The 21,712-nt window shown below is 66.6% G+C and carries 22 protein-coding genes; 15 read left to right on the top strand and 7 right to left on the bottom strand.

Features of this window, described 5'->3' with window-relative positions:
• Window positions 1-52 precede the first annotated feature (52 nt).
• The 3 genes from ygfZ (at window position 53) to ACVENA_RS13755 (ending at window position 2,130) form a co-directional block, all read left to right on the top strand.
• A complete protein-coding gene (gene ygfZ, locus ACVENA_RS13765; RefSeq protein WP_449325818.1) occupies window positions 53-784 on the top strand; it encodes a CAF17-like 4Fe-4S cluster assembly/insertion protein YgfZ in 732 nt (243 codons plus the stop codon).
• Between the two features lie 179 nt (window positions 785-963).
• Entirely contained in the window at window positions 964-1,536 is a 573-nt protein-coding gene (locus ACVENA_RS13760) for a hypothetical protein (RefSeq protein ID WP_449325817.1), read from the top strand.
• Between the two features lie 18 nt (window positions 1,537-1,554).
• Window positions 1,555-2,130 carry a retropepsin-like aspartic protease family protein gene (locus tag ACVENA_RS13755; RefSeq protein ID WP_449325816.1) on the top strand — a complete coding sequence of 192 codons (576 nt, stop codon included), beginning with the start codon at window positions 1,555-1,557 and terminating at the stop codon, window positions 2,128-2,130.
• 31 nt (window positions 2,131-2,161) lie between these two features.
• On the opposite strand, the gene ACVENA_RS13750 is transcribed toward ACVENA_RS13755, so the two are convergent.
• The gene (locus ACVENA_RS13750; RefSeq protein WP_449325815.1) at window positions 2,162-2,521 is read right to left on the bottom strand and encodes a hypothetical protein; all 360 of its coding nucleotides are present in this window, start codon (window positions 2,519-2,521) and stop codon (window positions 2,162-2,164) included.
• 243 nt (window positions 2,522-2,764) lie between these two features.
• Here ACVENA_RS13750 and ACVENA_RS13745 point away from each other — a divergent pair, with 243 nt between their 5' ends.
• Window positions 2,765-3,430 carry an MBL fold metallo-hydrolase gene (locus tag ACVENA_RS13745; RefSeq protein WP_449325814.1) on the top strand — a complete coding sequence of 222 codons (666 nt, stop codon included), beginning with the start codon at window positions 2,765-2,767 and terminating at the stop codon, window positions 3,428-3,430.
• A gap of 33 nt (window positions 3,431-3,463) precedes the next feature.
• On the opposite strand, the gene ACVENA_RS13740 is transcribed toward ACVENA_RS13745, so the two are convergent.
• The gene (locus ACVENA_RS13740) at window positions 3,464-3,904 is read right to left on the bottom strand and encodes an MAPEG family protein (RefSeq protein ID WP_257543820.1); all 441 of its coding nucleotides are present in this window, start codon (window positions 3,902-3,904) and stop codon (window positions 3,464-3,466) included.
• 327 nt (window positions 3,905-4,231) lie between these two features.
• Between ACVENA_RS13740 and rpmF the strand changes: the two genes are divergently transcribed.
• The 5 genes from rpmF to ACVENA_RS13715 all read left to right on the top strand — a co-directional run bounded on the left by rpmF (window position 4,232) and on the right by ACVENA_RS13715 (window position 7,307).
• The gene (gene rpmF, locus ACVENA_RS13735) at window positions 4,232-4,408 is read left to right on the top strand and encodes a 50S ribosomal protein L32 (RefSeq protein WP_053553947.1); all 177 of its coding nucleotides are present in this window, start codon (window positions 4,232-4,234) and stop codon (window positions 4,406-4,408) included.
• Window positions 4,409-4,431: 23 nt separating this feature from the next.
• The gene (gene plsX, locus ACVENA_RS13730; protein ID WP_449325813.1) at window positions 4,432-5,466 is read left to right on the top strand and encodes a phosphate acyltransferase PlsX; all 1,035 of its coding nucleotides are present in this window, start codon (window positions 4,432-4,434) and stop codon (window positions 5,464-5,466) included.
• Complete coding sequence (locus ACVENA_RS13725) at window positions 5,463-6,428, top strand: beta-ketoacyl-ACP synthase III (RefSeq protein ID WP_449325812.1); 966 nt, start codon at window positions 5,463-5,465, stop codon at window positions 6,426-6,428. Before plsX ends, ACVENA_RS13725 begins: the two co-directional genes overlap by 4 nt.
• Before the next feature lie 172 nt (window positions 6,429-6,600).
• Window positions 6,601-6,894 (top strand): integration host factor subunit alpha, encoded by a 294-nt coding sequence (locus ACVENA_RS13720; RefSeq protein WP_257543808.1) that lies wholly within the window; start codon window positions 6,601-6,603, stop codon window positions 6,892-6,894.
• 14 nt (window positions 6,895-6,908) lie between these two features.
• Window positions 6,909-7,307: a MerR family transcriptional regulator gene (locus tag ACVENA_RS13715; protein ID WP_449325811.1), complete on the top strand. Its 399-nt coding sequence runs from the start codon at window positions 6,909-6,911 to the stop codon at window positions 7,305-7,307.
• 387 nt (window positions 7,308-7,694) lie between these two features.
• Here ACVENA_RS13715 and ACVENA_RS13710 read toward each other — a convergent pair whose 3' ends face one another.
• From ACVENA_RS13710 to ACVENA_RS13700, 3 genes are all read right to left on the bottom strand, one after another.
• A complete protein-coding gene (locus ACVENA_RS13710) occupies window positions 7,695-8,246 on the bottom strand; it encodes a SixA phosphatase family protein (protein ID WP_449325810.1) in 552 nt (183 codons plus the stop codon).
• Between the two features lie 46 nt (window positions 8,247-8,292).
• The gene (locus tag ACVENA_RS13705) at window positions 8,293-11,034 is read right to left on the bottom strand and encodes an ATP-dependent DNA helicase (RefSeq protein WP_449325809.1); all 2,742 of its coding nucleotides are present in this window, start codon (window positions 11,032-11,034) and stop codon (window positions 8,293-8,295) included.
• A gap of 145 nt (window positions 11,035-11,179) precedes the next feature.
• Entirely contained in the window at window positions 11,180-11,548 is a 369-nt protein-coding gene (locus ACVENA_RS13700) for a PilZ domain-containing protein (RefSeq protein WP_449325808.1), read from the bottom strand.
• Between the two features lie 120 nt (window positions 11,549-11,668).
• Here ACVENA_RS13700 and ACVENA_RS13695 point away from each other — a divergent pair, with 120 nt between their 5' ends.
• From ACVENA_RS13695 to ACVENA_RS13675, 5 genes are all read left to right on the top strand, one after another.
• Window positions 11,669-13,270: a lysine--tRNA ligase gene (locus tag ACVENA_RS13695; RefSeq protein WP_449325807.1), complete on the top strand. Its 1,602-nt coding sequence runs from the start codon at window positions 11,669-11,671 to the stop codon at window positions 13,268-13,270.
• A 141-nt stretch (window positions 13,271-13,411) separates the two neighbouring features.
• The gene (locus tag ACVENA_RS13690) at window positions 13,412-13,894 is read left to right on the top strand and encodes an asparaginase domain-containing protein (protein WP_449325806.1); all 483 of its coding nucleotides are present in this window, start codon (window positions 13,412-13,414) and stop codon (window positions 13,892-13,894) included.
• A 116-nt stretch (window positions 13,895-14,010) separates the two neighbouring features.
• Window positions 14,011-14,322, top strand: a complete 312-nt coding sequence (locus ACVENA_RS13685) for a hypothetical protein (protein ID WP_257543793.1) — start codon at window positions 14,011-14,013, stop codon at window positions 14,320-14,322.
• Window positions 14,323-14,378: 56 nt separating this feature from the next.
• Window positions 14,379-15,230, top strand: a complete 852-nt coding sequence (bufB, locus tag ACVENA_RS13680) for an MNIO family bufferin maturase (protein ID WP_449325805.1) — start codon at window positions 14,379-14,381, stop codon at window positions 15,228-15,230.
• Window positions 15,223-15,996, top strand: a complete 774-nt coding sequence (locus tag ACVENA_RS13675; protein ID WP_449325804.1) for an HvfC/BufC N-terminal domain-containing protein — start codon at window positions 15,223-15,225, stop codon at window positions 15,994-15,996. Before bufB ends, ACVENA_RS13675 begins: the two co-directional genes overlap by 8 nt.
• A 209-nt stretch (window positions 15,997-16,205) precedes the next feature.
• On the opposite strand, the gene ACVENA_RS13670 is transcribed toward ACVENA_RS13675, so the two are convergent.
• Window positions 16,206-17,237: a fatty acid desaturase family protein gene (locus ACVENA_RS13670; protein WP_449325803.1), complete on the bottom strand. Its 1,032-nt coding sequence runs from the start codon at window positions 17,235-17,237 to the stop codon at window positions 16,206-16,208.
• Window positions 17,238-17,792: 555 nt separating this feature from the next.
• On the opposite strand from ACVENA_RS13670, the gene ACVENA_RS13665 reads away from it, so the two are divergent.
• On the top strand, window positions 17,793-20,375 hold the full coding sequence (locus tag ACVENA_RS13665) for an EAL domain-containing protein (protein WP_449325802.1): 2,583 nt from the start codon (window positions 17,793-17,795) through the stop codon (window positions 20,373-20,375).
• A 7-nt stretch (window positions 20,376-20,382) separates the two neighbouring features.
• On the opposite strand, the gene ACVENA_RS13660 is transcribed toward ACVENA_RS13665, so the two are convergent.
• Window positions 20,383-21,654 carry a metal-dependent hydrolase family protein gene (locus ACVENA_RS13660; protein WP_257543781.1) on the bottom strand — a complete coding sequence of 424 codons (1,272 nt, stop codon included), beginning with the start codon at window positions 21,652-21,654 and terminating at the stop codon, window positions 20,383-20,385.
• Window positions 21,655-21,712 lie beyond the last annotated feature (58 nt).

The raw sequence follows: 21,712 nt of genomic DNA, 5'->3' as shown, positions 1-21,712 counted from the left end.
CCGCCTGCGGGAGGGGCTTTAAGTTGTCGGCACGCCGCCCTATTTTCCGTTTATGCCCAATACCACCCTCAACGACCGCGCGCTCCTTCGACTTTCGGGTGAGGATGTGCGCGGCTTTCTGCAAGGCCTCGTCACCAATGACGTTTCGGGCAATCTGCCGGTTTGGGCGGCGCTGCTGACCCCGCAGGGCAAGGTGCTGTTCGATTTCCTGATCTGGGGCGACGAGGACGATGTGCTGATCGATTGCGAGCGCGCCGCCGCCGACGACCTAACCAGGCGCCTGACGCTCTATCGCCTCCGCCGCGCGATCACAATCGCGCGCGAGGAGGGACTCGGTGTCCACTGGGCGAAGGAGGGCGACCTCGGCGTCGTCGATCCGCGTCTGTCCGACCTCGGCCAGCGCTGGCTTGCGCCCGCGGATGAAGGGGAGGGGGGCGATGCCGCCTGGCAGGCGCACCGCCTGTCGCTCGGCGTCACCGAGGCGCGCGCCGAGCTCGGCGACGGCACGACGCTTTGGCTCGAATGCAACGCCGCCGAACTGAACGGTGTCAGCTTCACCAAGGGCTGCTATGTCGGGCAGGAGAATACGGCGCGAATGAACTGGCGGCAGAAGGTCAATCGGCGGCTGGTGGTCGTGCCGATCGGCGAGGCCGACGACAAGCGGCAGGTCGTCGCCTGGCCCGAACTCGGCTGGTCGGTCGAGCATCGCCGAGTCGAGAATATCGACCCCGCCGGGGCGCCCGGCTGGATGCGCGAAGCGCTCACCGCCGACCGCGGTTCCTGACGACCCCCTCCCTCGTCACCCCGGACTTGATCCGGGGTCCCGCTCAGCGAAGGTGAAAAGCGGGATCCCGGATCGCGTCCGGGTGACGAAAGTGTGGCGCGGCTCTTTCTTCGAGCGGCATCGCCGTCCACCCGACGCGGTTCATGACAAGTGCAGGCGGGCATGGTAGATTTACCGCCATGCGCGCCCTTCTGATCGCTTCGGCGCTCGCCGCCGCTCTCCCGGTTGCTCCGGTCCTCGCCGCCGATCCGCCGCTCGTGCCGATCGCGCCCGAGGAAGCGGCCGCCCCCTCGCTATTGGCGCCGCTCGCCCCGGATTCGCCATGGACCGCGCGATTCGCAGCGGCGGCCGACGAATTGCTGCCCGCGCTGCGATCGGGCGAGGAAAGCCGCTGGGCCCCGCTGCTCGGCGGGCCGTGGTTGGGCGCGCCCGACCGCGCGCGCGTTGCCGCCTTGCTGCGCGACCGCGACGGCCCGTTCGGTCATGCGCTTTCCGGGCAGGCTGGCACTCGCCGCATCATCCTGGGGTGGCAGCCGCCCGCGATGTTGAACGCCGCGGATCGCACCGCGATCGCCGCGCGACCCGAGGCCGAGGCGATCGTCTGCTGGGCTGCGCAGGGCGAAGCCGACACCGCATGGCCGCGCACCGCACGCGAAGCGGACAATGCGCCGGGGCGCCCCTATGCGTGCGCGCGCATCGCCTATTCGGTGCGGGACGGCGCGCCGCGCTGGCGCGCCTTCGTCGAGGGCTGATTTAACCATTCCCCAATCATGATCTGCGACAAGCGCGCCATGTTGGGGCGTTTCATCACTTTGGCCGCGATGATCGCGGCGGGCTCGATCGGTGTGGCGAGCATCGCGGGCCGTCAAAAGGCCGAAACACCCGCGGCATCCGCGCCGGATCCCTATGCCGGCGAAAGCAACTGGACGACGCGCGGGCGGGATGCCGCCGCGGCGCCTGCTCAAGCCGCCGCGTCGCGGCCGAGCGAAGTGCGGATCCGGCGCGCCTCCGATTCGCATTTCTATGCCGACACCGACGTGCAGGGGACGCAGATCCGCATGCTCGTCGACAGCGGCGCTTCGCTCGTCGCGTTGACGCGCCGCGATGCGGAAGCGATCGGGATCGACGTCGACCGTCTGCCGGTCGCGGGCATGGCGCAGACGGCCGGCGGCCAGATACCGATGCGCATCACGATGCTCGACCGCGTCGAGGTCGACGGCATCGAGGTCCGCAACGTCGAGGCCGCGGTGATCGACGCCGACATGGGCGTCTCGCTGCTCGGCCAGAGTTTCCTCGCCAAGCTCGACGCGGTGAATGTCGAAGGCGATACGATGACGCTGCGGTGAGGCGGGGTGTGCTTGGGGTAGGAAGCGGACGCTACCGGCTGTCCCGATGCCGCGAACTTGCCATGGTATTAAAGCGCGCCTCGCCAATCTCCGAAGCATGGCGTGATGCGAAGCGGTAGACGAAAAGTGCGATCACAGCGGTGCCGAACAGGATCAGTCCCGGCACAACAAGACCTTCAGGCCAATCCGCATCTCGCGAAAGAAATATCGCTGCAGCGATACCGCAAACTGCAACTACGGTTGTTCCGCTACGCGCTGGGCTCAAGTCGCGATCGGCCTCGTTGTTACGAGGGGCTGAGATGCACCATGCGACAGACAGAATGCACCATCCAAGATGAACGTCGTTGCTCAAGTCTCTCAGTTGATCTGTAACCGACATACGCGTCGTCATATAAGCAATGAGCAACCAAGCGCCTGTCGCCATCAAAAAGAGGCATTGGATGATGGGCCTCCAGAACTGCCTGGTGCCGAGCTTCCGAATTAAGCCACCCATTGCGCTTCTCGCCTGTCAGTCAGCAAGTAGCATGCACCACTTCGTCGATGTCCGCAATCGGTCGCAAACCGTCTTTAGGCACCCGAGCCGCCGGCGGCGTTGCTCTTGCCAAACCCCGGCGATTTCCCCACATCGGCTGCCATGAACGCTCCCAATCCCCCGCTGAAGGCCGCGATCGTGCCGGTCACCGCTTTCCAGCAGAATTGCACTTTGCTGTGGTGCACTGAAACCAACAAGGCGGCCTTCGTCGATCCCGGCGGCGACCTTGACAAGCTCCGGGAAGCGGTCCGGCAGACCGGGGTGGAGGTCGAGAAGATCCTGGTCACGCACGGTCATATGGACCATTGCGGTCAGGCCGGGGTGCTCGCGAAGGAACTCGGCGTGCCGATCGAGGGGCCGCACGAGGACGACCGCTTCTGGATCGAAAAGCTGAGCGAGGACGGCGCGCGTTTCGGCATGGAGGGCGAGCCGTTCGAGCCCGACCGCTGGCTCGTCGACGGCGACAAGGTGACGGTCGGCAATCTTCAGATCGACGTCATCCACTGCCCCGGCCACACGCCCGGCCATGTCGTCTTTTATCACGGGCCCTCGAAGCTCGCGATCGTCGGCGACGTGCTTTTCCAGGGATCGATCGGCCGCACCGACTTTCCGCGCGGAAATCACCAGCAGCTTCTCGATTCGATCACGCAGAAGCTGTGGCCGCTCGGCGGTGACACCATCTTCCTGCCCGGTCACGGTCCGCACAGCAGCTTCGCGCAGGAGCGGAGGACGAACCCCTATGTCGCCGATGGGGTGGTGGGGACCTGAAGATAGCCCTCCCGCAAGCGGGAGGAGCGATCATCAATTCGGTGCGACCACTTCCGTATGCACGGCCTTCGCCGCGCCGAAGCTCACCGGGGTCGTATAGACGACGGTCAGCGCGGTGATCGCGAGGCCGAGCTGGGTCAGCATGGTGATGATGGTGCCGATCATGCGGCCCCAGCGCATCCCGTCCATGCCGAGCGCATGGAGGATGCGGCCGACCAGATAGAGCGCGCCGGCCGCCCAAAGCGCCATCGACGGCCCCAGGCCGAGCTCGACGAGCGCGAGCAGGATCAGCACGAAAGCGGTATTCTCGACGAAATTGCTGTGGGCGCGCATCCGCCGCGTGACGGCCTCGTTGCCGCCGTCGCCGACGAAGACCTTCTCCCGCGTCCGCACCCGCCCGACGCGCACGCTGAGCCAGAGATTGAGCAGCGCCGCGGCCGCGGCAATGGTCAGGCTGATCGGCAAGATGATCATATAGTCCCCCCCTGTTGGCCGGGATTCCGGCAAGGACGGAGATGTGGCATTGACGGAGGGGCAGGGCAAGGCCGCTTCCTGTTCGCGGGAGCGTCGATCGCCCCTTTGCCTCGGGGGTTGCCTTTGCGGGCAAAAACGCTATAGCCGCGCCCGATCCGGCACCCGACACCAACAGGCGTTGAGGCACCCACCGGCGGAAGATTTCCGGCCGCTTTTCAGGCGGTAACAGGTCTTCGGCGCGGTGGGCGGGCCAGTCATTTCCGGCAACGGAGGTGACATGTTCGGGTTCGCCGATTCGATTGAACATATAGGAATGCAGGAAATAACATGGCCGTCCCCAAGCGAAAAACCTCGCCCTCGAAGCGCGGCATGCGTCGCAGCCACGACAGCCTGAAGGTCGAAGCCTTTCAGGAATGCCCCAATTGCGGCGAGCTGAAGCGCCCGCACAACCTGTGCAACGCCTGCGGCCATTATAACGGCCGCGAAGTGGTGGCTGGCGCCTAAGCCAAGCCGGAGAGCGCCAGAAAATGAGCCTGACACCGCGAATCGCGATCGATGCGATGGGCGGTGACGTGGGCGTTCGCGTGATGTGCGCGGGCGCGGCGATGGCGCGCCACCAGCACGACGGTCTGCGCTTCCTGCTCGTGGGCGACGAGACGCGGATCAAGACCGCGCTCGAAAACCACCCGAACCTGCGCGCGGCGTCGGAGATCATCCACACCGACAAGGTCGTCTCCGGCGAGGACAAGCCCAGCCAGGCTCTGCGCGGCGGTCGCGGCAGCTCGATGGGGCTCGCGATCGACGCGGTGAAGCGCGGCGACGCCGGCGGCGCCGTCTCGGCGGGCAACACCGGCGCGCTGATGGCGATGGCGAAGGTCGCGCTGCGCACCATGCCGGGGATCGACCGGCCGGCGCTCGCGGCGCTGCTGCCGTCGCTCGGCGACAATGACGTCGTCATGCTCGACCTCGGCGCCAACACCGATTGCGACGCGAACAATCTGGTCCAGTTCGCGGTCATGGGCGCCGCCTATGCCCGCACCGCCATGGGCCTGGAAAAGCCGCGCGTCGCGCTGCTCAACATCGGCACCGAAGAACTCAAGGGCACCGACGAAATCCGCGACGCCGCCGCGCTGCTGCGCGAGGCCGAGGGGCTGCCGATGCAGTTCGCCGGCTTCATCGAGGGCGACAAATTGTCGCGCGGCGAGGTCGATGTCGTCGTCCACGACGGTTTCTCGGGCAATATCGCGCTCAAGACGATCGAGGGAACGGCGCGCTTCGTTACCGACCTCTTGCGCCGCGCCTTCACCTCGTCGGTGCGTTCGAAGATCGGCTTCCTGATCTCGCGCCCCGCGACCGAATTGCTGCGCCACCATCTCGATCCCAACAACCATAATGGCGCGGTGTTCCTGGGGCTCAACGGCGTCGTGCTGAAAAGTCACGGCAGCGCCGATGCGAAGGGGGTCGCGAATTGCGTCCACCTCTGCGCCGAACTCATCGAAAAGGATATCACGCGTCAGGTGACCGAGGATCTCGCCAATTTCCGTGGGAGCGCCGCGGCATGACTCTGCGCGCGATTTTGTCCGGCACCGGCTCGGCTTTGCCGCGCACGCGCGTCTCCAACGCCGAACTCGCGACGCGCGTCGATACCAGCGACGAGTGGATCGTCGAGCGCACCGGCATCCGCTTTCGCCATATCGCCGAACCCGACGAGACGACCGCGACGCTCGGCGCCGCGGCGGCGAGACAGGCGCTGGCGGCGGCAGGACTCGATGCCTCGGACATCGGCCTGATCATCGTCGCGACCGCGACCCCCGACAACACCTTCCCCGCCAGCGCGACCAAGGTGCAGGCGCTGCTCGGCGCGCCCGATTGCATCGCCTTCGACGTCGCCGCCGTCTGTTCGGGCTTCCTCTATGCCCTGTCGGTCGCAGATTCGATGCTTCGCACCGGCGCCGCGCGGCACGCGCTGGTGATCGGCAGCGAGACGTTCAGCCGCATCCTCGACTGGGAGGATCGCACGACCTGCGTCCTGTTCGGCGACGGCGCGGGCGCGGTTGTCCTGTCGGCCGAGGAAGTCGCCGACGATCGCGGCATCCTCGCTACCCGGCTCCACGCCGAGGGCAAATATTGCGACATGCTCTATGTCGACGGCGGCCCGTCGACGACCGGTACCGTCGGCCACGTCCGCATGCAGGGCCGCGAAGTGTTCCGCCATGCCGTCACCAATCTGGCGTCGGTGCTCGGCGAGGTGATGGAAGAGGTCGGGCTGGCCGCCAGCGACATCGACTGGGTTGTGCCGCATCAGGCGAACAAGCGGATCATCGACGCGACCGCGAAAAAGCTGGGCCTGCCCGCCGAGCGCGTCGTGCTGACCGTCGACCAGCACGCGAACACGTCGGCGGCATCGGTGCCGCTCGCGCTCGACCTCGCGGTCCGCGACGGCCGCATCAAGCGCGGCGACCTCGTCGTGCTCGAGGCGATGGGCGGCGGCTTCACCTGGGGCGCGGCGGTCCTGCGCGTCTGATTCCAGCGATTCTCCCCCGCTTGTGGGAGGGAATATGTTCACCGCATCAACTCCTCGCTCCATCCAATTCAGTTTGGAGGATTTATTCGCTTTTGTTACATAGGGAGCGGGACTCGGGGGGCCTTCCGGGAACCTTTGGGTTGCATCCGCTTCAGGAGGGGAAGGGAAGAAGATGACGTCAGGGACGCTTACGCGCGCCGATATCGCGGCGAAGATCAACCAGCAGATCGGCCTGTCGCGCAATGAATCGGCGACGATCGTCGAATCGATATTGGACCATATGTCGGACGCGCTCGCCAATGGGCAGAATGTGAAGATTTCGGGCTTCGGCACCTTCGTGCTGCGCGACAAGGCGCAGCGGATCGGCCGCAATCCCAAGACCGGGATCGAAGTGCCGATCCTGCCGCGCCGGGTGATGACCTTTCGCGCCAGCCAGTCGATGCGTGCTCGCGTCGCCGGTAAATAGCCTGGGTATGGCGCATGGCTGATTCCGACCATGGCGCGGGTGGAAGCGCGGACAGGGGCAAGGCGGCGAGCGCGATGCTCGCGATCGGCGAACTCGCCGATCGCATCGGCGTGCCGACGCATGTCCTGCGTTATTGGGAAACGCGCTTTCCGCAGCTCCGCCCGCTCCAGCGGTCGGGGCGGCGGCGCTATTACCGCGCCGAGGACGTCGCGCTGGCCGAACGCATCCACCATCTGCTGCATGTGAAGGGCTTCACGGTCGAAGGCGCGCGCAAGGCCTTGTCGCAGGCCAATGGCACGGTCTCGGCTGAGCCGTCGGCGCCTCCGGCTGCAACGCCGGTCGCCGCATCGCATGGGGTCTCGGTGGAGGCGCTGGTTGCGCTGCGCCAGCGGCTTGCGGCGGCATTGGGCTGAGAAGGTCGGCTAGTGACCGATTGCGGACGCTGGAATTATCTCTAAAATTCAGAGACCCGCGCAACGGGTGTGGGCCTTCGCGTAAGTGCTGATGAGGCAGACGGTAGCCGGCGATTATGGGGTGAAGATAAATCGTGAAGTTTAGTTCAGTCCCAAACTCTATTAAAATTCTTATACTGATTATAATTTTTATTCTTGCTTACTATACAGTTGGAACTATCTGGATTGGCGTAACGTTTTTCGCTGTGGGCATAGTCGCAATGATAGCCAACAGGTGATGATTATTGCCGAAGCGTTGGCTTCTCTGATAGTCTTTTAATAGGATGTATTAGTAGGGGTAGCTGCCTTTCCTTACGTCCGCTCCCCACCCCAAGGCCAATGTTCCCGTCAATCATCATCCATCGCCGGCGCGAGCGCCGGGTCGAGGTCGCGCGGGCGGACGAAGGCGGTGATCCGCGCCTGATTGACGTCGAGGTCCTGCCAGTCGGCGATGTCGAGCTCGAGCCGGACGAGCGCCGAGGTCGGCAGCTTTTCCTCGACCGCGGCGCGCAAGTTCCCGCCGCCCTCTTCGGGCGCGAGCATCAGCGCCAGATCCTCCAGCCCCGGATTATGCCCCGAAATCAGCAGATGTTTGGCGTCCTTGCCGGTGTCGCGCAGCACGTCGATCAGCGTCGCCGCCGAGGCGAGATAGATACGCCGGTCCCAGACCGGCTCGATCGCGTCGAGGCCCGCGGCGGGCTGGAAGATGTCGAGCGTTTCGGTGACGCGCACCGCGGGCGAGGCGACGATACGGTCGACCGGCATCGCGTGCCGCTTCACATATTGGCCGATCAGTTCGGCGCCGCGCCGCCCGCGCGCGTTGATCGGCCGGTCGAAATCGCGCTCTACAGCCACGTCCCAACCCGATTTCGCGTGCCGCAGGATGGTCAAACTCTTCAAGATCGCTCCCCGCCTGTCCCCTCGTTCCGGGCCTTCTGCCGCAAACTCATGACGGTGAAAAGGCAGGATATGCGCTTTTTCGCTGCTGCACATTGGCGGCCGCGACATGGTTCACCGCCTCGTCGAGCGGCAGGCGGCGGATCGGCGTCCCCTCGGGAAAGGCGCTCAGCAACCGCGACGGGAAACTCGGCGACAGCATCACGAACTGGCCGAAATCGTCGGCGCGGCGGATCAGGCGGCCAAAGGCCTGGCCGATGCGCGCGCGGATGACGCTGTCGTCATAGGCGCTGCCGCCCTGCGCCGCGCGCCGCGCCGCGTGCAGGATCGTCGGGCGCGGCCAAGGCACCCCCTCCATGATCACGAGCCGCAGCGAATCGCCCGGCACGTCGACACCGTCGCGCAGCGCATCGGTGCCGAGCAGCGAGGCGTGCGGGTCGGCGCGGAAGATGTCGACGAGCGTTCCGGTGTCGAGCGGATCGACATGCTGGGCATAGAGCGGCAGCCCGGCGCGCGCGAGCCGGTCGGCGATGCGCGCATGGACGATGCGCAGCCGCCGGATCGCGCTGAACAGCCCCAGCGCGCCGCCCCCCGATGCCTCGATCAGCCGGCTGTAGGCGCCCGCGAGCGCGGGAAGGTCGCCGCGCGCGATGTCGGTGACGATCAGCACTTCGGACTGGCGTGCATAATCGAACGGGCTCGGCACCGCGAAATGCCGCACCCCGCCGTCGATATGGCGCGCGCCGGTGCGGATGTCGGCGTCGGTCCAGCCCGATCCACTGCGCCCACCACCGCGCAGCGTCGCGGAGGTCACGAGTACGCCTTGCGCCGGGCGGTAGACGACCTCCGCGACCGGACGCGCGGGGTCGAGCCAGTGGCGGTGGAGCCCCAGATCGAACTCGCGCCCGTCGTAGCGGTCGACCGCGAGCCAGTCGACGAAATCGGGATCGGCGGGGCCGCCGACGCGCCCGAGCAGCGATAGCCAGCCGCCCAGCGTGTCGATCCGCGTGCCGAGGCTCGCCCGCGCGCCGTCGACTCGCGCCCGCGCCTGGCCGTCGAGCCAGTCGGGCGGGTCCTCGACCAGCGCGTCGAGCCGTTTGCCGAGCGCCAGCAGCGGCCGCAGCAGCGCCTCGACCGCGTCGCTCGCTCCCGCCGCCGCCGCGACCAGTTCGGGATCGGGGTCGGCAAGTTCGGTCTCCAGGCCATAGCCCGCGTCGGCGGTGCGCGTGTCGACGCTGCGCGCATAGACCTGCCCGCGCACCGCGACGAGCAGCCGCTCGATCGCGCCCCATGGTTCCTTCTCGGCGATCCGGCCGAGCCAGCCTTCGCCGGGCAGTTCGCCCGCCGCGGCGATCGCCGCCTGGATCGCGCGCTCGCCCGCCTCGTCATAGCTTGCGACATCGGCGAGCCGCGCCGCGAGCCCGCGCCGCCGCCCGCGCGACTTGCCTTCGGGGCCGAGAACCCAGCGGCGGATCTCGACCGCTTCCTGTCCGGTCAGCGCGGCGGCGAACATCGAATCGGCGGCGTCCCACAGATGATGCCCTTCGTCGAAGATCAGCCGCGTCGCGGGCGCGCCCCCATCGCGTGGGCGGGCGGCCTGCACCATCGTCAGCGCGTGGTTGGCGATGACGATGTCGGCCTGCGTTGCCGCGCGCGCCGAGCGTTCGATGAAGCATTTGCGGAAATGCGGGCAGCCGGCATAGATGCACTCGCCGCGCCGGTCGGTCAACGCCGTCGTGCCGTTGCGGCGGAACAGCGCCGGGAGCCAGCCGGGCAGGTCGCCGCCGACCATGTCGCCGTCGCGCGTATAGGCGGCCCAGCGCGCGACGAGTTGCGCCAGAATCGCCGCGCGCCCCGAGAAGCCGCCCTGCAGCGCATCCTCCAGATTGAGCAGGCAGAGATAATTCTCGCGCCCCTTGCGCACGACGACCTTCTCGCGATGCGTCGCGGCGTCGGGGTAGAGCTTCTCGGTCTCGCGCGAAAGCTGGCGTTGCAGCGCCTTGGTGAAGGTCGAGATGCAGACCGCGCCCGCTGACTGGTCGATCCATTGTTTCGCGGGAGCGAGATAGCCGAGCGTCTTGCCGATCCCGGTCCCTGCCTCGGCGACCAGCATTTCGGGCGCGTCCTTGCGCGCGCGCGGGCCGAAGATCGCGGCGGCGGCGCGGGCATAATCCTGCTGCCCCGCGCGCCGCTCGGCGCCGTCGCCGGTCAGCCGGTCCAACCGCGCCGTCACGTCGTCGGGATTTACCGTCACCTGCCTTGGCTGCGCGCGCGGCGGCGCTTCCTCCCATTCGGGCAGGCGCGCGAACAGCCAGCGATCGGCCTTGCCCGGCGGATCGAGCCGCGATTGCAGCAGCGGGGCCCATGGCCAGCGCTGGCGGCCGAGCGCCTGCAGCGCGTGCCACGCCCCCTCGCGCTCGGGCCAGTCCGGGTCGTCGAGGCTCGCGAGCATCGCCGCCGCCGCCTGCGGCAGAAAGACGGCAATGTCATCCTCGCGCGTGGGGGGCGTCAGGCCGAGCGCGGCGGCAATTCCCGCAGGGGTCGGGACCGCGAAGCGCGCGGGATAGAGGAAGGCGAACAGCTCGAGCAGGTCGAGCCCCGACAATTCGGGATAGCCGAGCCGGTCGCCGGTCAGCGTGGCGCCGAGCAGCAGGTGCGGTGTCGCGGCAACAGCGGCGATCGCCTCGCCGCGGCCGACCCGCTGCACGCGCCCGCCCGCATCGGCGATCCAGATGCCGACATGGCTCGCATGGAGCGCGGGCAGGGCCAGGGGATCGACGCGGGGGAGCATGGCCCCACGCTAGGGACAAAAGAGGAACGCGGCAAGGCCAACCCCGTCATCCCGGCGAAGGCCGGGATCTCGCCGTTGCATTGTTACGCACCGGCGGGATCCCGGCCTTCGCCGGGATGACGATAGCTGGGTCTGGCGGTTGGGTTTAGTTCAGCCCCCGCCGTCCGAACACCGGCGCGCGCTGGTTCAGAAACACCGGCGGCGTCTCCGTCGCGGCGCTCCGCCGCGCGGCCTCCAGCGCCTTGTAAAGTGCGCCGTGCGTCAATTCATAGGGAAAGCGCACGCCCATGCGGTCGAACTCGGACCACATGACGACGGCGTAGGTGACCTCGCCCGCATAATGGATTTCGCAGCGCGAACGCGCCGGCATACTCGCCCCGTCGATCCGCGCCCCGCCCTCGGACAGGTCGGCGATGCGGCCGCCGACGAAGTTGAGGACGCCGTTGACCATGACCTCGATCGAGACCGGAGTCCGCTTGTGGCTGCGTGCCGTGGGGGCGCGAAAATTCGTCATGGGGGGAAGCTAGGCCCGACATGGTAAATTTTCCGGTAATGATGATCTCGCAACCGGGATGTGCCCCATGTGGGCACTTTTGCCTTCGAATTGGCCGATCTTGCCGCTATGGGCGCAGCCATGACTGACCTGCACCTGCATCCTTCGCTGCGCGCGCCTGCGCAAACGTCCAAGGCCTGGCCGTTCGAGGAAGCGCGCAAGCTGGTCAAACGCTATCCCGATGGCAAGCCGGGCAGCGAACCCGTGTTGTTCGAGACCGGCTACGGCCCCTCGGGCCTGCCGCACATCGGCACGTTCAACGAAGTGCTGCGCACGACGATGGTCCGCCGCGCCTATGAGGCGCTGACCGGCGGCGCCGCGACGCGGCTGGTGGCGTTCAGCGACGACATGGACGGGCTGCGCAAGGTTCCCGACAATGTGCCCAATCAGGCGATGCTGCGCGAGCATCTCGGCAAGTCGCTCACCGCCATCCCCGATCCGTTCGGCAAGTATGAGAGTTTCGCGCATCACAACAATGCGATGCTGCGCGAATTTCTCGACCGCTTCGGCTTCGAATATGAGTTTGTGAGCTCGACCGAGCGCTACAAGTCGGGCGCGTTCGACGAGGCGCTGAAGAATGTCCTGCGCCACAATCAGGACATTCTCGACATCATGCTGCCGACCTTGCGGGCCGAGCGCGCCGCGACCTATTCGCCGATCCTGCCGGTCAGCCCGAATTCGGGCATCGTGCTCCAGGTGCCGGTGACCGTCGTCGACGCGGACGCCGGGCTCGTCTCGTTCGAGGACGAGGGCGAGACGATCACGCACAGCATCCTTTCGGGCGGCGCGAAGCTGCAGTGGAAGGTCGACTGGGCGATGCGCTGGGTCGCGCTGGGCGTCGACTACGAGATGTACGGCAAGGACCTGACCGACAGCGGCATCCAGTCGGGCAAGATCGCCAAGGCGCTCGGCGGCCGCAAGCCCGAGGGGCTGATCTATGAGATGTTTCTCGACGAAAAGGGCGAGAAGATCTCCAAGTCGAAGGGCAACGGCCTCAGCCTTGAACAGTGGCTCGATTACGGGAGCGAGGAAAGCCTTGCCTTTTTCGCCTATCGCGAGCCCAAGGCGGCGAAGCAGCTCCATATCGGCGTGATCCCGAAGGCGGTCGACGAATATCTTCAGATGCGCGGCAATTATCCGGCGCAGGACGGCGACAAGAAGCTCGGCAATCCCGTGCACCACGTCCATGTCGCGCGCGGCGAGGATGTGCCCGCAGCCGAACTGCCGGTGACCTTCGGCCTGCTGCTCAACCTCGTCGGGGTGATGGGCGCCGATGCCTCGAAGGATCAGATCTGGCGCTACCTCGGCCAATATGTCGAAGGGGCGAATGCCGCGACGTATCCCGAGCTCGACCGGCTGATCGACAACGCGATGGCCTATAACCGCGATTTCGTCGCGCCGACGCTGAACCGCCGCAAGCCGCAGGGCGGTGAAGGCGCGGCCTTGAAGGCGCTCGACGACCGGCTCGCCGCGCTGCCCGCCGATGCGCCCGCCGACGATATCCAGAACATCGTCTACGAGATTGGCAAGGACGAGGCTTATGGCTTTGAAAACCTTCGCGACTGGTTCAAGGCGCTCTACGAGACCCTGCTCGGGTCGAGCGCTGGGCCGCGTATGGGCAGCTTCATCGCGCTGTTCGGCATCGCGAATACGCGGCGGTTGATTGCGGAAGCGTTGGACTAGGGAAATCCTGTAATCCGTTCGTGCTGAGCTTGTCGAAGCGCCGTTCTTTTTTCTTTCGACGCCGAAAGAAAGAACGGCCCTTCGACAAGCTCAGGGCGATCGGCTCTTGGAACGCATGTTGCGAATGAAGGGGCTAGATTGATGATCGACATCTTCACCACCGGCGGAACGATAGACAAAGTCTATTTCGACGCCTTGAGCGAGTTTCAGATCGGCCCCGCGGCGATCCCCGACATGCTGCGCGAGAATAATGTCCACGTCCCGCACCGCGTCACCCAGCTCATGCGCAAGGACAGCCTCGAGCTCGACGATGCCGACCGCGAGACGATCCGCGCCGCGGTCGCCGCGAGCGATGCCGACCGCATCCTCGTCACCCACGGCACCGACACGATGGTCGTCACCGGGCGCGTGCTCGCGGGGATCGCGGGCAAGACGATCGTGCTCACCGGCGCGATGCAGCCGGCGTCGGTGCGCGCGAGCGACGCCGAATTCAACGTCGGCTTCGCGCTCGCCGCGGTGCAGACGCTGCCGCCCGGCGTCTATGTCGCGATGAACGGGATGATCTTCGACCCCGCGACGACGGTGAAGGACCGCGCCGCCGGACGCTTCCGCGCCGGGACCTGAATTTCCTTTCGCCTGTGATCGAGATCATGCGACAAGGCCGCCGGGTCGTGTGACAAGAACAGCGGGCGACGAGTCGCCCCACTTCTATCTGGACAGCCAAGGGAAGGGACGATCACATGAACAGCCACAAACTCGCCAGTCTCATCGCCGCTTCGGCGACCGCGGTCGCGCTTTCGGGTGCCGCGCTCGCCGCCGACCCGGCGCCGCACGCCAAGCGCGTCGGCGCGAGCGACACGGTCAAATGCTATGGCGTCAACAGTTGCAAGGGCACCTCGGACTGCAAGACCGAGGCGAGCTCGTGCAGCGGCGACGCCGGCTGCAGCACCGCGGGCAATAGCTGCGCGGGCGCGAACAGTTGCAAGGGCAAGGGCTTCAAGAAGCTCGCCGCGGGCAAATGCCTGACCGACGGCGGCAAGATCGCGGTCTGAGCGCGAACGGACGGGTCCGGCCGGTGCCGGGCCCGAACCGCCGACGGAGAGCGAAGGTGCGCGCAGAGGATTGCCGGACAGTGCCGTCGCCGGGCTTTGGTCTCGGCCTGCGCCCCGACCATTATCCCGATTTTCTTGAGCGACCGCAGCCGGTCGAATGGCTGGAGATCATCTCCGAAAATTACATGGTGCCGGGCGGACGCCCGCTCGCCATGCTCGACCGCATCCGCACCGACTATCCGATGGTGATGCACGGCGTGTCACTGTCGATCGGGTCGGACGAGCCGCTGGACAGGGCCTATCTCGCCGATCTCAAGGCGTTGGCGGAACGGGTCGAGCCGCTGTGGATTTCGGACCATCTCTGCTGGACCGGGATCGACGCGCACAACAGCCACGATCTGCTGCCGCTCCCCTATGACGCGCCGACGCTGCAATGCGTCGTCGACAATATCGGCCGGGTGCAGGATATTCTCGGCCGCCGCATCCTGATCGAGAACCCGTCGAGCTACGTCACTTTCCGCTCGTCGGATCGCAGCGAGTGGGATTTCCTCGCCGATATGGCCGAACGCGCCGACTGCCTGCTGCTGCTCGATGTCAACAATATCTATGTCAGCGCGCGCAACCACGGTTTCGACCCGCTCGACTATTTGGCCGGCTTGCCCGCTGGCCGCATCCAGCAGATCCATCTCGCGGGGCACAGCGACATGGGCGATTATGTCATCGACACCCACGATGCTGATGTCTGCGATGCGGTGTGGGACTTGTACGCGACGGCGATCGAGATGTTTGGTCCCGTCGCGACGATGATCGAGCGCGACGATGCTATTCCGCCGCTCGCTGATGTGATCGCCGAGCTGGACCGCGCGCGGACGGTCGCTGCGCGGGCGCTGGAGGGCGTCGATGCCTGAGCCGCTGCGCGAGGTTCAGCGGCGCTTTCTCGCGGCGATCGTCGAGGACGATGCGGATGCCGGGGCGCTGATCGTCGACGACGCGCGTGTCGGCGCGGCGAAGCGGCTTGCCATCTATCGCAACAATTACCGCGCCAGCCTGACCGGCGTGCTCGCCGATCATCACGAGCGGCTGCACGCCTGGCTCGGCGACGAACAGTTCGATAATGTGGCGTGTGCCTATGTCGCCGCCCACCCGTCGACGACGCGCAACCTCCGCCATTATGGCGGCGGTTTCGCGGCTTTCCTGGCCGAGAATTTTCCGGACGACGGCGAACTTACCGAATTGGCGCGGCTCGACTTGGCTCTGCGCGCGGCGTTCGACGCGCCCGATGTTCCGGCGCTCGATGCCGTCCGCGTGGCTGGGCTGGGCGAGACGTGGCTCGATCAGCCGCTGAGGCTCCATCCGTCCGCGAGCCTGCTGTCGGCGCGCTTCAACGTCGCGGCGCTATGGCGCGCGCTCGATGACGGGGAGGAACCGCCCGAGCCGGTCGAGCTCACGGAACCCGTCGCATTGCTCGTCTGGCGAAACGGCCTGCAGCCGCATTTCCGCAGCCTGTCCGAAATCGAGGCGGGAGCGCTCGCGCGGCTCGCAGCGGGCGCGACCTTCACCGGGCTCAGCGCCCATGTCATCGAAGCGGTCGGAGAGGCCGCCGCGATGGAGGAGCTTGCCGGCTGGCTCGGCCAATGGCTTGCCGATGGGGTGCTGGTGCTTGGGTTAGACTGAAACCCTGCCTTATCTCGTCATTCCGGCCTTTGCCGGGATGACGATCGATCAGGAAGGATCGCGCTCTAGGACGGATCGACATTTGGGAGATGGCGGAGCGAAAATGGTGGTTTTCCGTGACCCGGAGCGCAGCGTGCTTCTTGCACGTGAGCACCGGAAGCGCGGAAAGGCGCCATTTGCAGCCCGCCAGAACCAAATGTCGATCCGTCCTAACCCTTCGCCGTCACCTGCCGCAGCACCGCGCGATAATGCGGCGCGATCGTCATCGCCTCATGCTGACCCTGCCGGCCGAGCATCGCGTGGACCGCGGGCAGGCGATAGCAGGGGACGCCCATGAACAGATGATGCTCGGCGTGGTAATTCACCCAATAGGGCGCGACCGTCGCCCGCGCGATCCAGCCCGCGTGCGTCGTGCGTGCATGGGTGAAGGGATCGTCGCTGCCGGTGGTCGTGCACGCATGTTCGGCGATGTTGCGGATGCGGAGGAAAAGCTGAAAGGTCGTCGCGAGCCCCGCGATCCACAGCAACCAGGGCGTCCAGCCATAGAGCAGCAGCGACGCCGCGAGCAGCACGGCCTGCACCAGCAGAAAGCGCCCGACCGCGCGGGTCACCGCCATCGCGCCCGCGACGTCGACCGTCGGTGACGTCACGCCGTCATCCGACTGCTTGTTGAACGGCGTGCCCGCCTTGGTGCTCGCACCCTTCTTGTCGCCCCGCTCGCCGCGCAGCATCGCCTGCAGGCCTTTGAAGGCATATCCGAACTGCGCCATGCGCTGCTTGAAGAAAGTCTGCCCGGACAGGTCGCGCAATATCTTGCGCCCCAGGCTGGCGCGCGTGGTCGGGAAGGGTTTCGACAGCGACAGGTCGGGGTCTTCGGGCTGCTGCGTATATTTATGATGCTGCAGATGATAGGTGCGATAGGCGATCAGGTCCGATCCGGCGGCCGATCCGGTCAGCCATTGGCCGAGGAAATTATTCACTTTTCTGTTGGGGTGCAGCAGGCCGTGCGCAGCCTCGTGCATCAGGATCGCCAGGCCGAGCTGGCGCCCGCCGACGATGATAATCGCGAGCAGCCAGGCGAGCGGATGACCGCTCCACGCCGCGAGTCCGACCGCCGCGATGCTGACGATCCACGCATGGGCGACCAGCCAGACGCCGCGCCAGCGCGAGGGGGCGGTGATCGCGGCCCATTCGGTGCGATCGAAGAAGCGGTTGGGCGGCAGGAGGCGGACAGCGGACATGATCCACCCTAACAAGTTGCGAACCGAAACCCAACCCCCTCCGTTTCAGGAGGAAAGCCGGCGTGGATAGAATTCGCGCAGAGGCGCGGAGACCGCAGAGAAGAAAGGAGAATAGTTCACGCGGAGACGCGGAGACGCGGAGGGGCTGGGCCGATAGGTCCCATTTCGCGCAGGCGCTCCGTTTTTTCACAACGTTTGCAGGGGATGGCCGCTTCGCGGCGAACGCTGTCTCTCCGCGTCTCCGCGTCTCCGCGTGAACCGAAATCTCTACGATCTTTGCGCCTCTGCGCGAATCTCATGAAACGGCCAGCATGGCCTTCTTTCCTATCGGCTCCCCGGCTTTTGCCGGGACGCAAAATCATGCCGCGCTTCTCACACCCTATTGCCACCCATAATGGCACAGCAATGGGGGCAATCGGCGGTCGGCGGTAAGGATTTGGTAACCCGCCTGCGGACAGAGGGATGGTTGGACCAGACGAGCGGGATGGGCGGAATTTGGGGGTTCGATTCAACATCGTACGGCCGGCGGCCAGCGATTTGCCCGAAGGGGAATCGTTGCTCGCGACACCGGAGTTCGTGGCGCGCCTGATGCGTGTCGCGCAGCTCTGGCACTATGTCCTCATCGCCCGCGTGCTGGCTTTTTTCGCCTTTGCCTTCTTTCCCGGCGTTGCGGGTTTTCTCGCGCGTCCGTCGCTGTGGCTGGTCATGGCCGCCGGCCTTGGTTGCGACCTTGTCCTGACGGTTCTCGGCCAGCTTTCGCGAGTCCGGCCGCCGCCTTCGGGCCGCTGGCTGCGGCGCGGGGTCGGGGCCTGCTTCGCGCTTCTCATCACCGGAACGATGCTGCATTCGGCGGCGATGTTCGCCGCGACCGCGGCGCACGACGGCCGCCTCTATTTCGATGCCTTTTCGGCCATCAAGCTCGGCTCGATCCTCGTCGCCGCCGCCGCCGCGGCGATCGTCCGTCCGGCCTTTTTCGCCTTTGCCGGAGCGATGGCGCTCGGCGGCGCGATCGGCATCGCGTCGTGGCCGTTCGGGGTGGCGGGGCTCGTCTTTCTCGGGCTCCTCATCGTCATGTTGCGCGAGGATGTCCGGCACCAGCGCCGCGCGACGCACGCCAGCCGGCGGACGATCAGCGAGCAGCAGCGCGCGCTTGGGCTGATGCGCGATTTCGAGCGGGCGGGGCGTGGCTGGTTCTGGGAAACCGACCGTTATGGCCATCTCGTCTATATCTCGCCGCCGGTCGCGGCGAAGCTGGGCATCCCGCAATCGGAGCTTTTCGGCCGGCCGTTCACCGACCTGATCCGCAAGCGCGTCGGCAATGACGAGAGCGAGGAGCGGACGCTGGGATTCAGCTTGTCGTCGCGGACGCCGTTCAACGAACTCACCGTCCAGGCGGCGGTGTCGGGCGAGGAACGCTGGTGGTCGATCTCGGGCCACCCGATCAGCAACGAACTCGGTAATTTCCAGGGCTTTCGCGGCAGTGGCACCGACCTTACCGACAAGAAACGGTCGGAGCGCGAAATCAACCAGCTTGCCCGCTATGACACGCTCACCGGCCTCGCCAACCGCCTCCATATCACCGACCTGCTCGAACGCGCGCTTCGCAACCATATGGGGCAGGCGCAGCCGTGCGCGCTGCTGCTGATGGACCTCGACCGCTTCAAGGCGGTCAACGACACGCTCGGCCATCCGGTCGGCGACCAGTTGCTGCAACAGGTCGCGGGGCGCCTGACCCAGATCGTCGGCGACAAGGGGCAGGTGGGGCGGCTCGGCGGCGACGAGTTCCAGATCGTGCTGCCGCAGATCGTCCAGCCCGAGAAACTGGCCGGCATCGCCAATGCGATCATCCTCAGCCTCGCCAAGCCCTTCGCGATCGAGGGCGAGCAGGTGCGGATCGGCTCGTCGATCGGCATCGCGGTGTCCGAAGGGCAGGGGGTGTCCTCGTCGGCGCTCGTCCGTAACGCCGACCTCGCGCTCTACGCGGCCAAGGATGCGGGGCGCGGCGTCTATCGTTTCTACGCCGACGCGATGCACAATCAGGCGAGCGAGCGAAAGGCGATCGAGGATGCGCTGCGCGACGCGCTCGCCCGGGACGAGTTGACCTTGCTCTATCAACCGATCGTCGACGTGAAGCGCGAGCATGTCACGGGGTTCGAGGCGCTGATCCGCTGGCGGCGCGAGGGCGGCGAGGTCGTCAGCCCGTCGAAATTCATCCCCGTCGCCGAGGAATCGAACCTGATCGTCCCGATCGGCGAGTGGATCATCCGCACCGCCTGCGCGACGATCGCGCGGCTGGGGCCCGGCTACCGCGTCGCGGTCAATGTCTCGCCGCGCCAGTTCGCCAACGAAAAGCTGCCCGCGACGATCCTGAACGCGGTCGCGGCGGCAGGGATCGAACCCGGCCAGCTCGAGCTCGAGATCACCGAAGGCGTCTTCCTCGACGAAAGCCCGGAAAATCTGGAGATGTTCCAGAAATTGAAGCGCACCGGCGTTCGCCTCGCGCTCGATGATTTCGGCACCGGCTATTCGGCGCTCGGCTATCTGAAGAAGGCGCCGTTCGACAAGATCAAGATCGACCAGAGCTTCGTGCTCGGCGCCGCCGACAAGAGCAGCATGAACGCCGCGATCATCTCGTCGATCGTCGGCCTCGCGACCGCGCTCGACATGGAGACGACCGCCGAGGGGGTGGAGACGCACGACGATCTCGCGCTCGTCCGCGCGCTCGGCTGCAGCCACGTCCAGGGCTATATCTATGGGCGTCCGATTGAATTGGGCGAGGTGCTGGCGCTGCTGCGCGAGGGCGGCGGGCGCGTCGTCGCGCGCGGCTTCAAAAGCGCGCGCGAACCCCGGATGCGGACCTTCCGCAGGATTCAAGTGGAAAGCGGCGGCTACCACTACGAAGCCATCGTCCGCAACCTGTCGTCGCGCGGCGCGCTGATCGAGGGGCTGTGGAACGTGCCCGAAGGCACGCCGTTGACGCTGGAGCTGACCCCCGACGTCCGGCTCGATGCCGAGGCGCGCTGGTCGGCGGGCAATCGCGTCGGGGTGCGCTTTGTCGAAGCGATCGACATGACGATCTTCGCCGGACCCCCGGCGCAGCCGAGGGCATTCAAGCAGCGCGCCTATCGCGCGGCGTGACGTCGCGTTACTCCGCGACCCGGCCGCGCGCCATCACCCAATCGACCGATTCGAGGGTGCGGACGTCGGTCAGCGGATCGCCGTCGACCGCGATCATGTCGGCGGACATGCCGGGCGCGATGCGGCCGATCTCGTCCTCCATCGACAGGAGCCGCGCCGCGATGGTGGTCGCGCTCGCCAGCGCCTCGCGCGGGGTCAGCCCATATTTGACGAGCAGCGCGAATTCGCCGGCGTTGCGGCCATGCTCGAACACCCCGGCGTCGGTGCCGAAGGCGATCGGTATCCCCATTTCCTTGGCGCGCGCCATCGCCTTGCCGACATCGCTCAGCGTCATCCGTACCTTTTCCTCGACCGTCGGCGTATAGATGCCTTTGCCCAGCCGTTCGCGAATGCCCTCGAACGCCATCAGCGTCGGGACCATATAGGTTCCATTCGCCTTCATCACCTTGAGCGCCGCCTCGTCGGCGAAGGTGCCGTGCTCGATGCTGTCGATCCCCGCCGTCGCGGCCGATTCGATCCCGCGCGCGCCATGCGCGTGCGCCATGACCTTCAGGCCCAGCGAATGGGCGGTGGTGGCGATGCTTTCCATCTCCGCATTGGAGAAATGCGCGCCGAGCCCGCGGCCCTGCTGCGACAGGACACCGCCGGTTGCGGTGATCTTGATGACGTCGGCCCCCGCGCGCGAGGCCTTGCGGACCTTCTCCGCGCATTCGACCGCGCCGGTGCAGGTATAGCCCTGATCGAGTACCGCGTGAATGTCCTCGCGAAAGCCCGTCGTGTCGCCATGCCCGCCGATGATCGCCAGCGGCGGCCCGGCGGCAATGATACGCGGCCCCTCGATATAGCCCTCGGCGGTGCCGCGGCGGAGCGAGAAGGCGGTATATTGCGCCGACCCCGCCTCGCGCACCGTGGTGAAGCCGGCGCGCAGCGTGACGCGCGCATTCTTGGCGCCGACGACGACGCCCCATTCGTCGGGATCGACCGCTTCGCTGCGATAGTCGCCGCCGGGATCGCCGGTCAGATGGACGTGGAGATCGATCAGGCCGGGAAGCAGCGTCTTGTTGCCCAGGTCGACGACCTCGGCACCTGCGGGCGGCGCGGCGCGGCCAGGCGCGATCGAGACGATGCGGCCGTCGGTGACGGTGACCGTCGACGGCCCCTCGGCGGGCTTGCTGGCGTCGGTGATGAGGTGGCCGGCATAGACGATCGTGGTTTTCGCGATGGCGCTGCTACCCATCAGCGCGACCGCCGCGGCGGCGGCGAACCCAAGTTTACGCATGATCTCTCCCCTGTCGTGCCGGCATCGTGACGCGCGGAAGGAAGGAGGGCAAGCGCAT

Source organism: Sphingopyxis sp. 550A (assembly GCF_053569535.1).
This window is presented reverse-complemented; position numbering and strand designations above follow the sequence as displayed.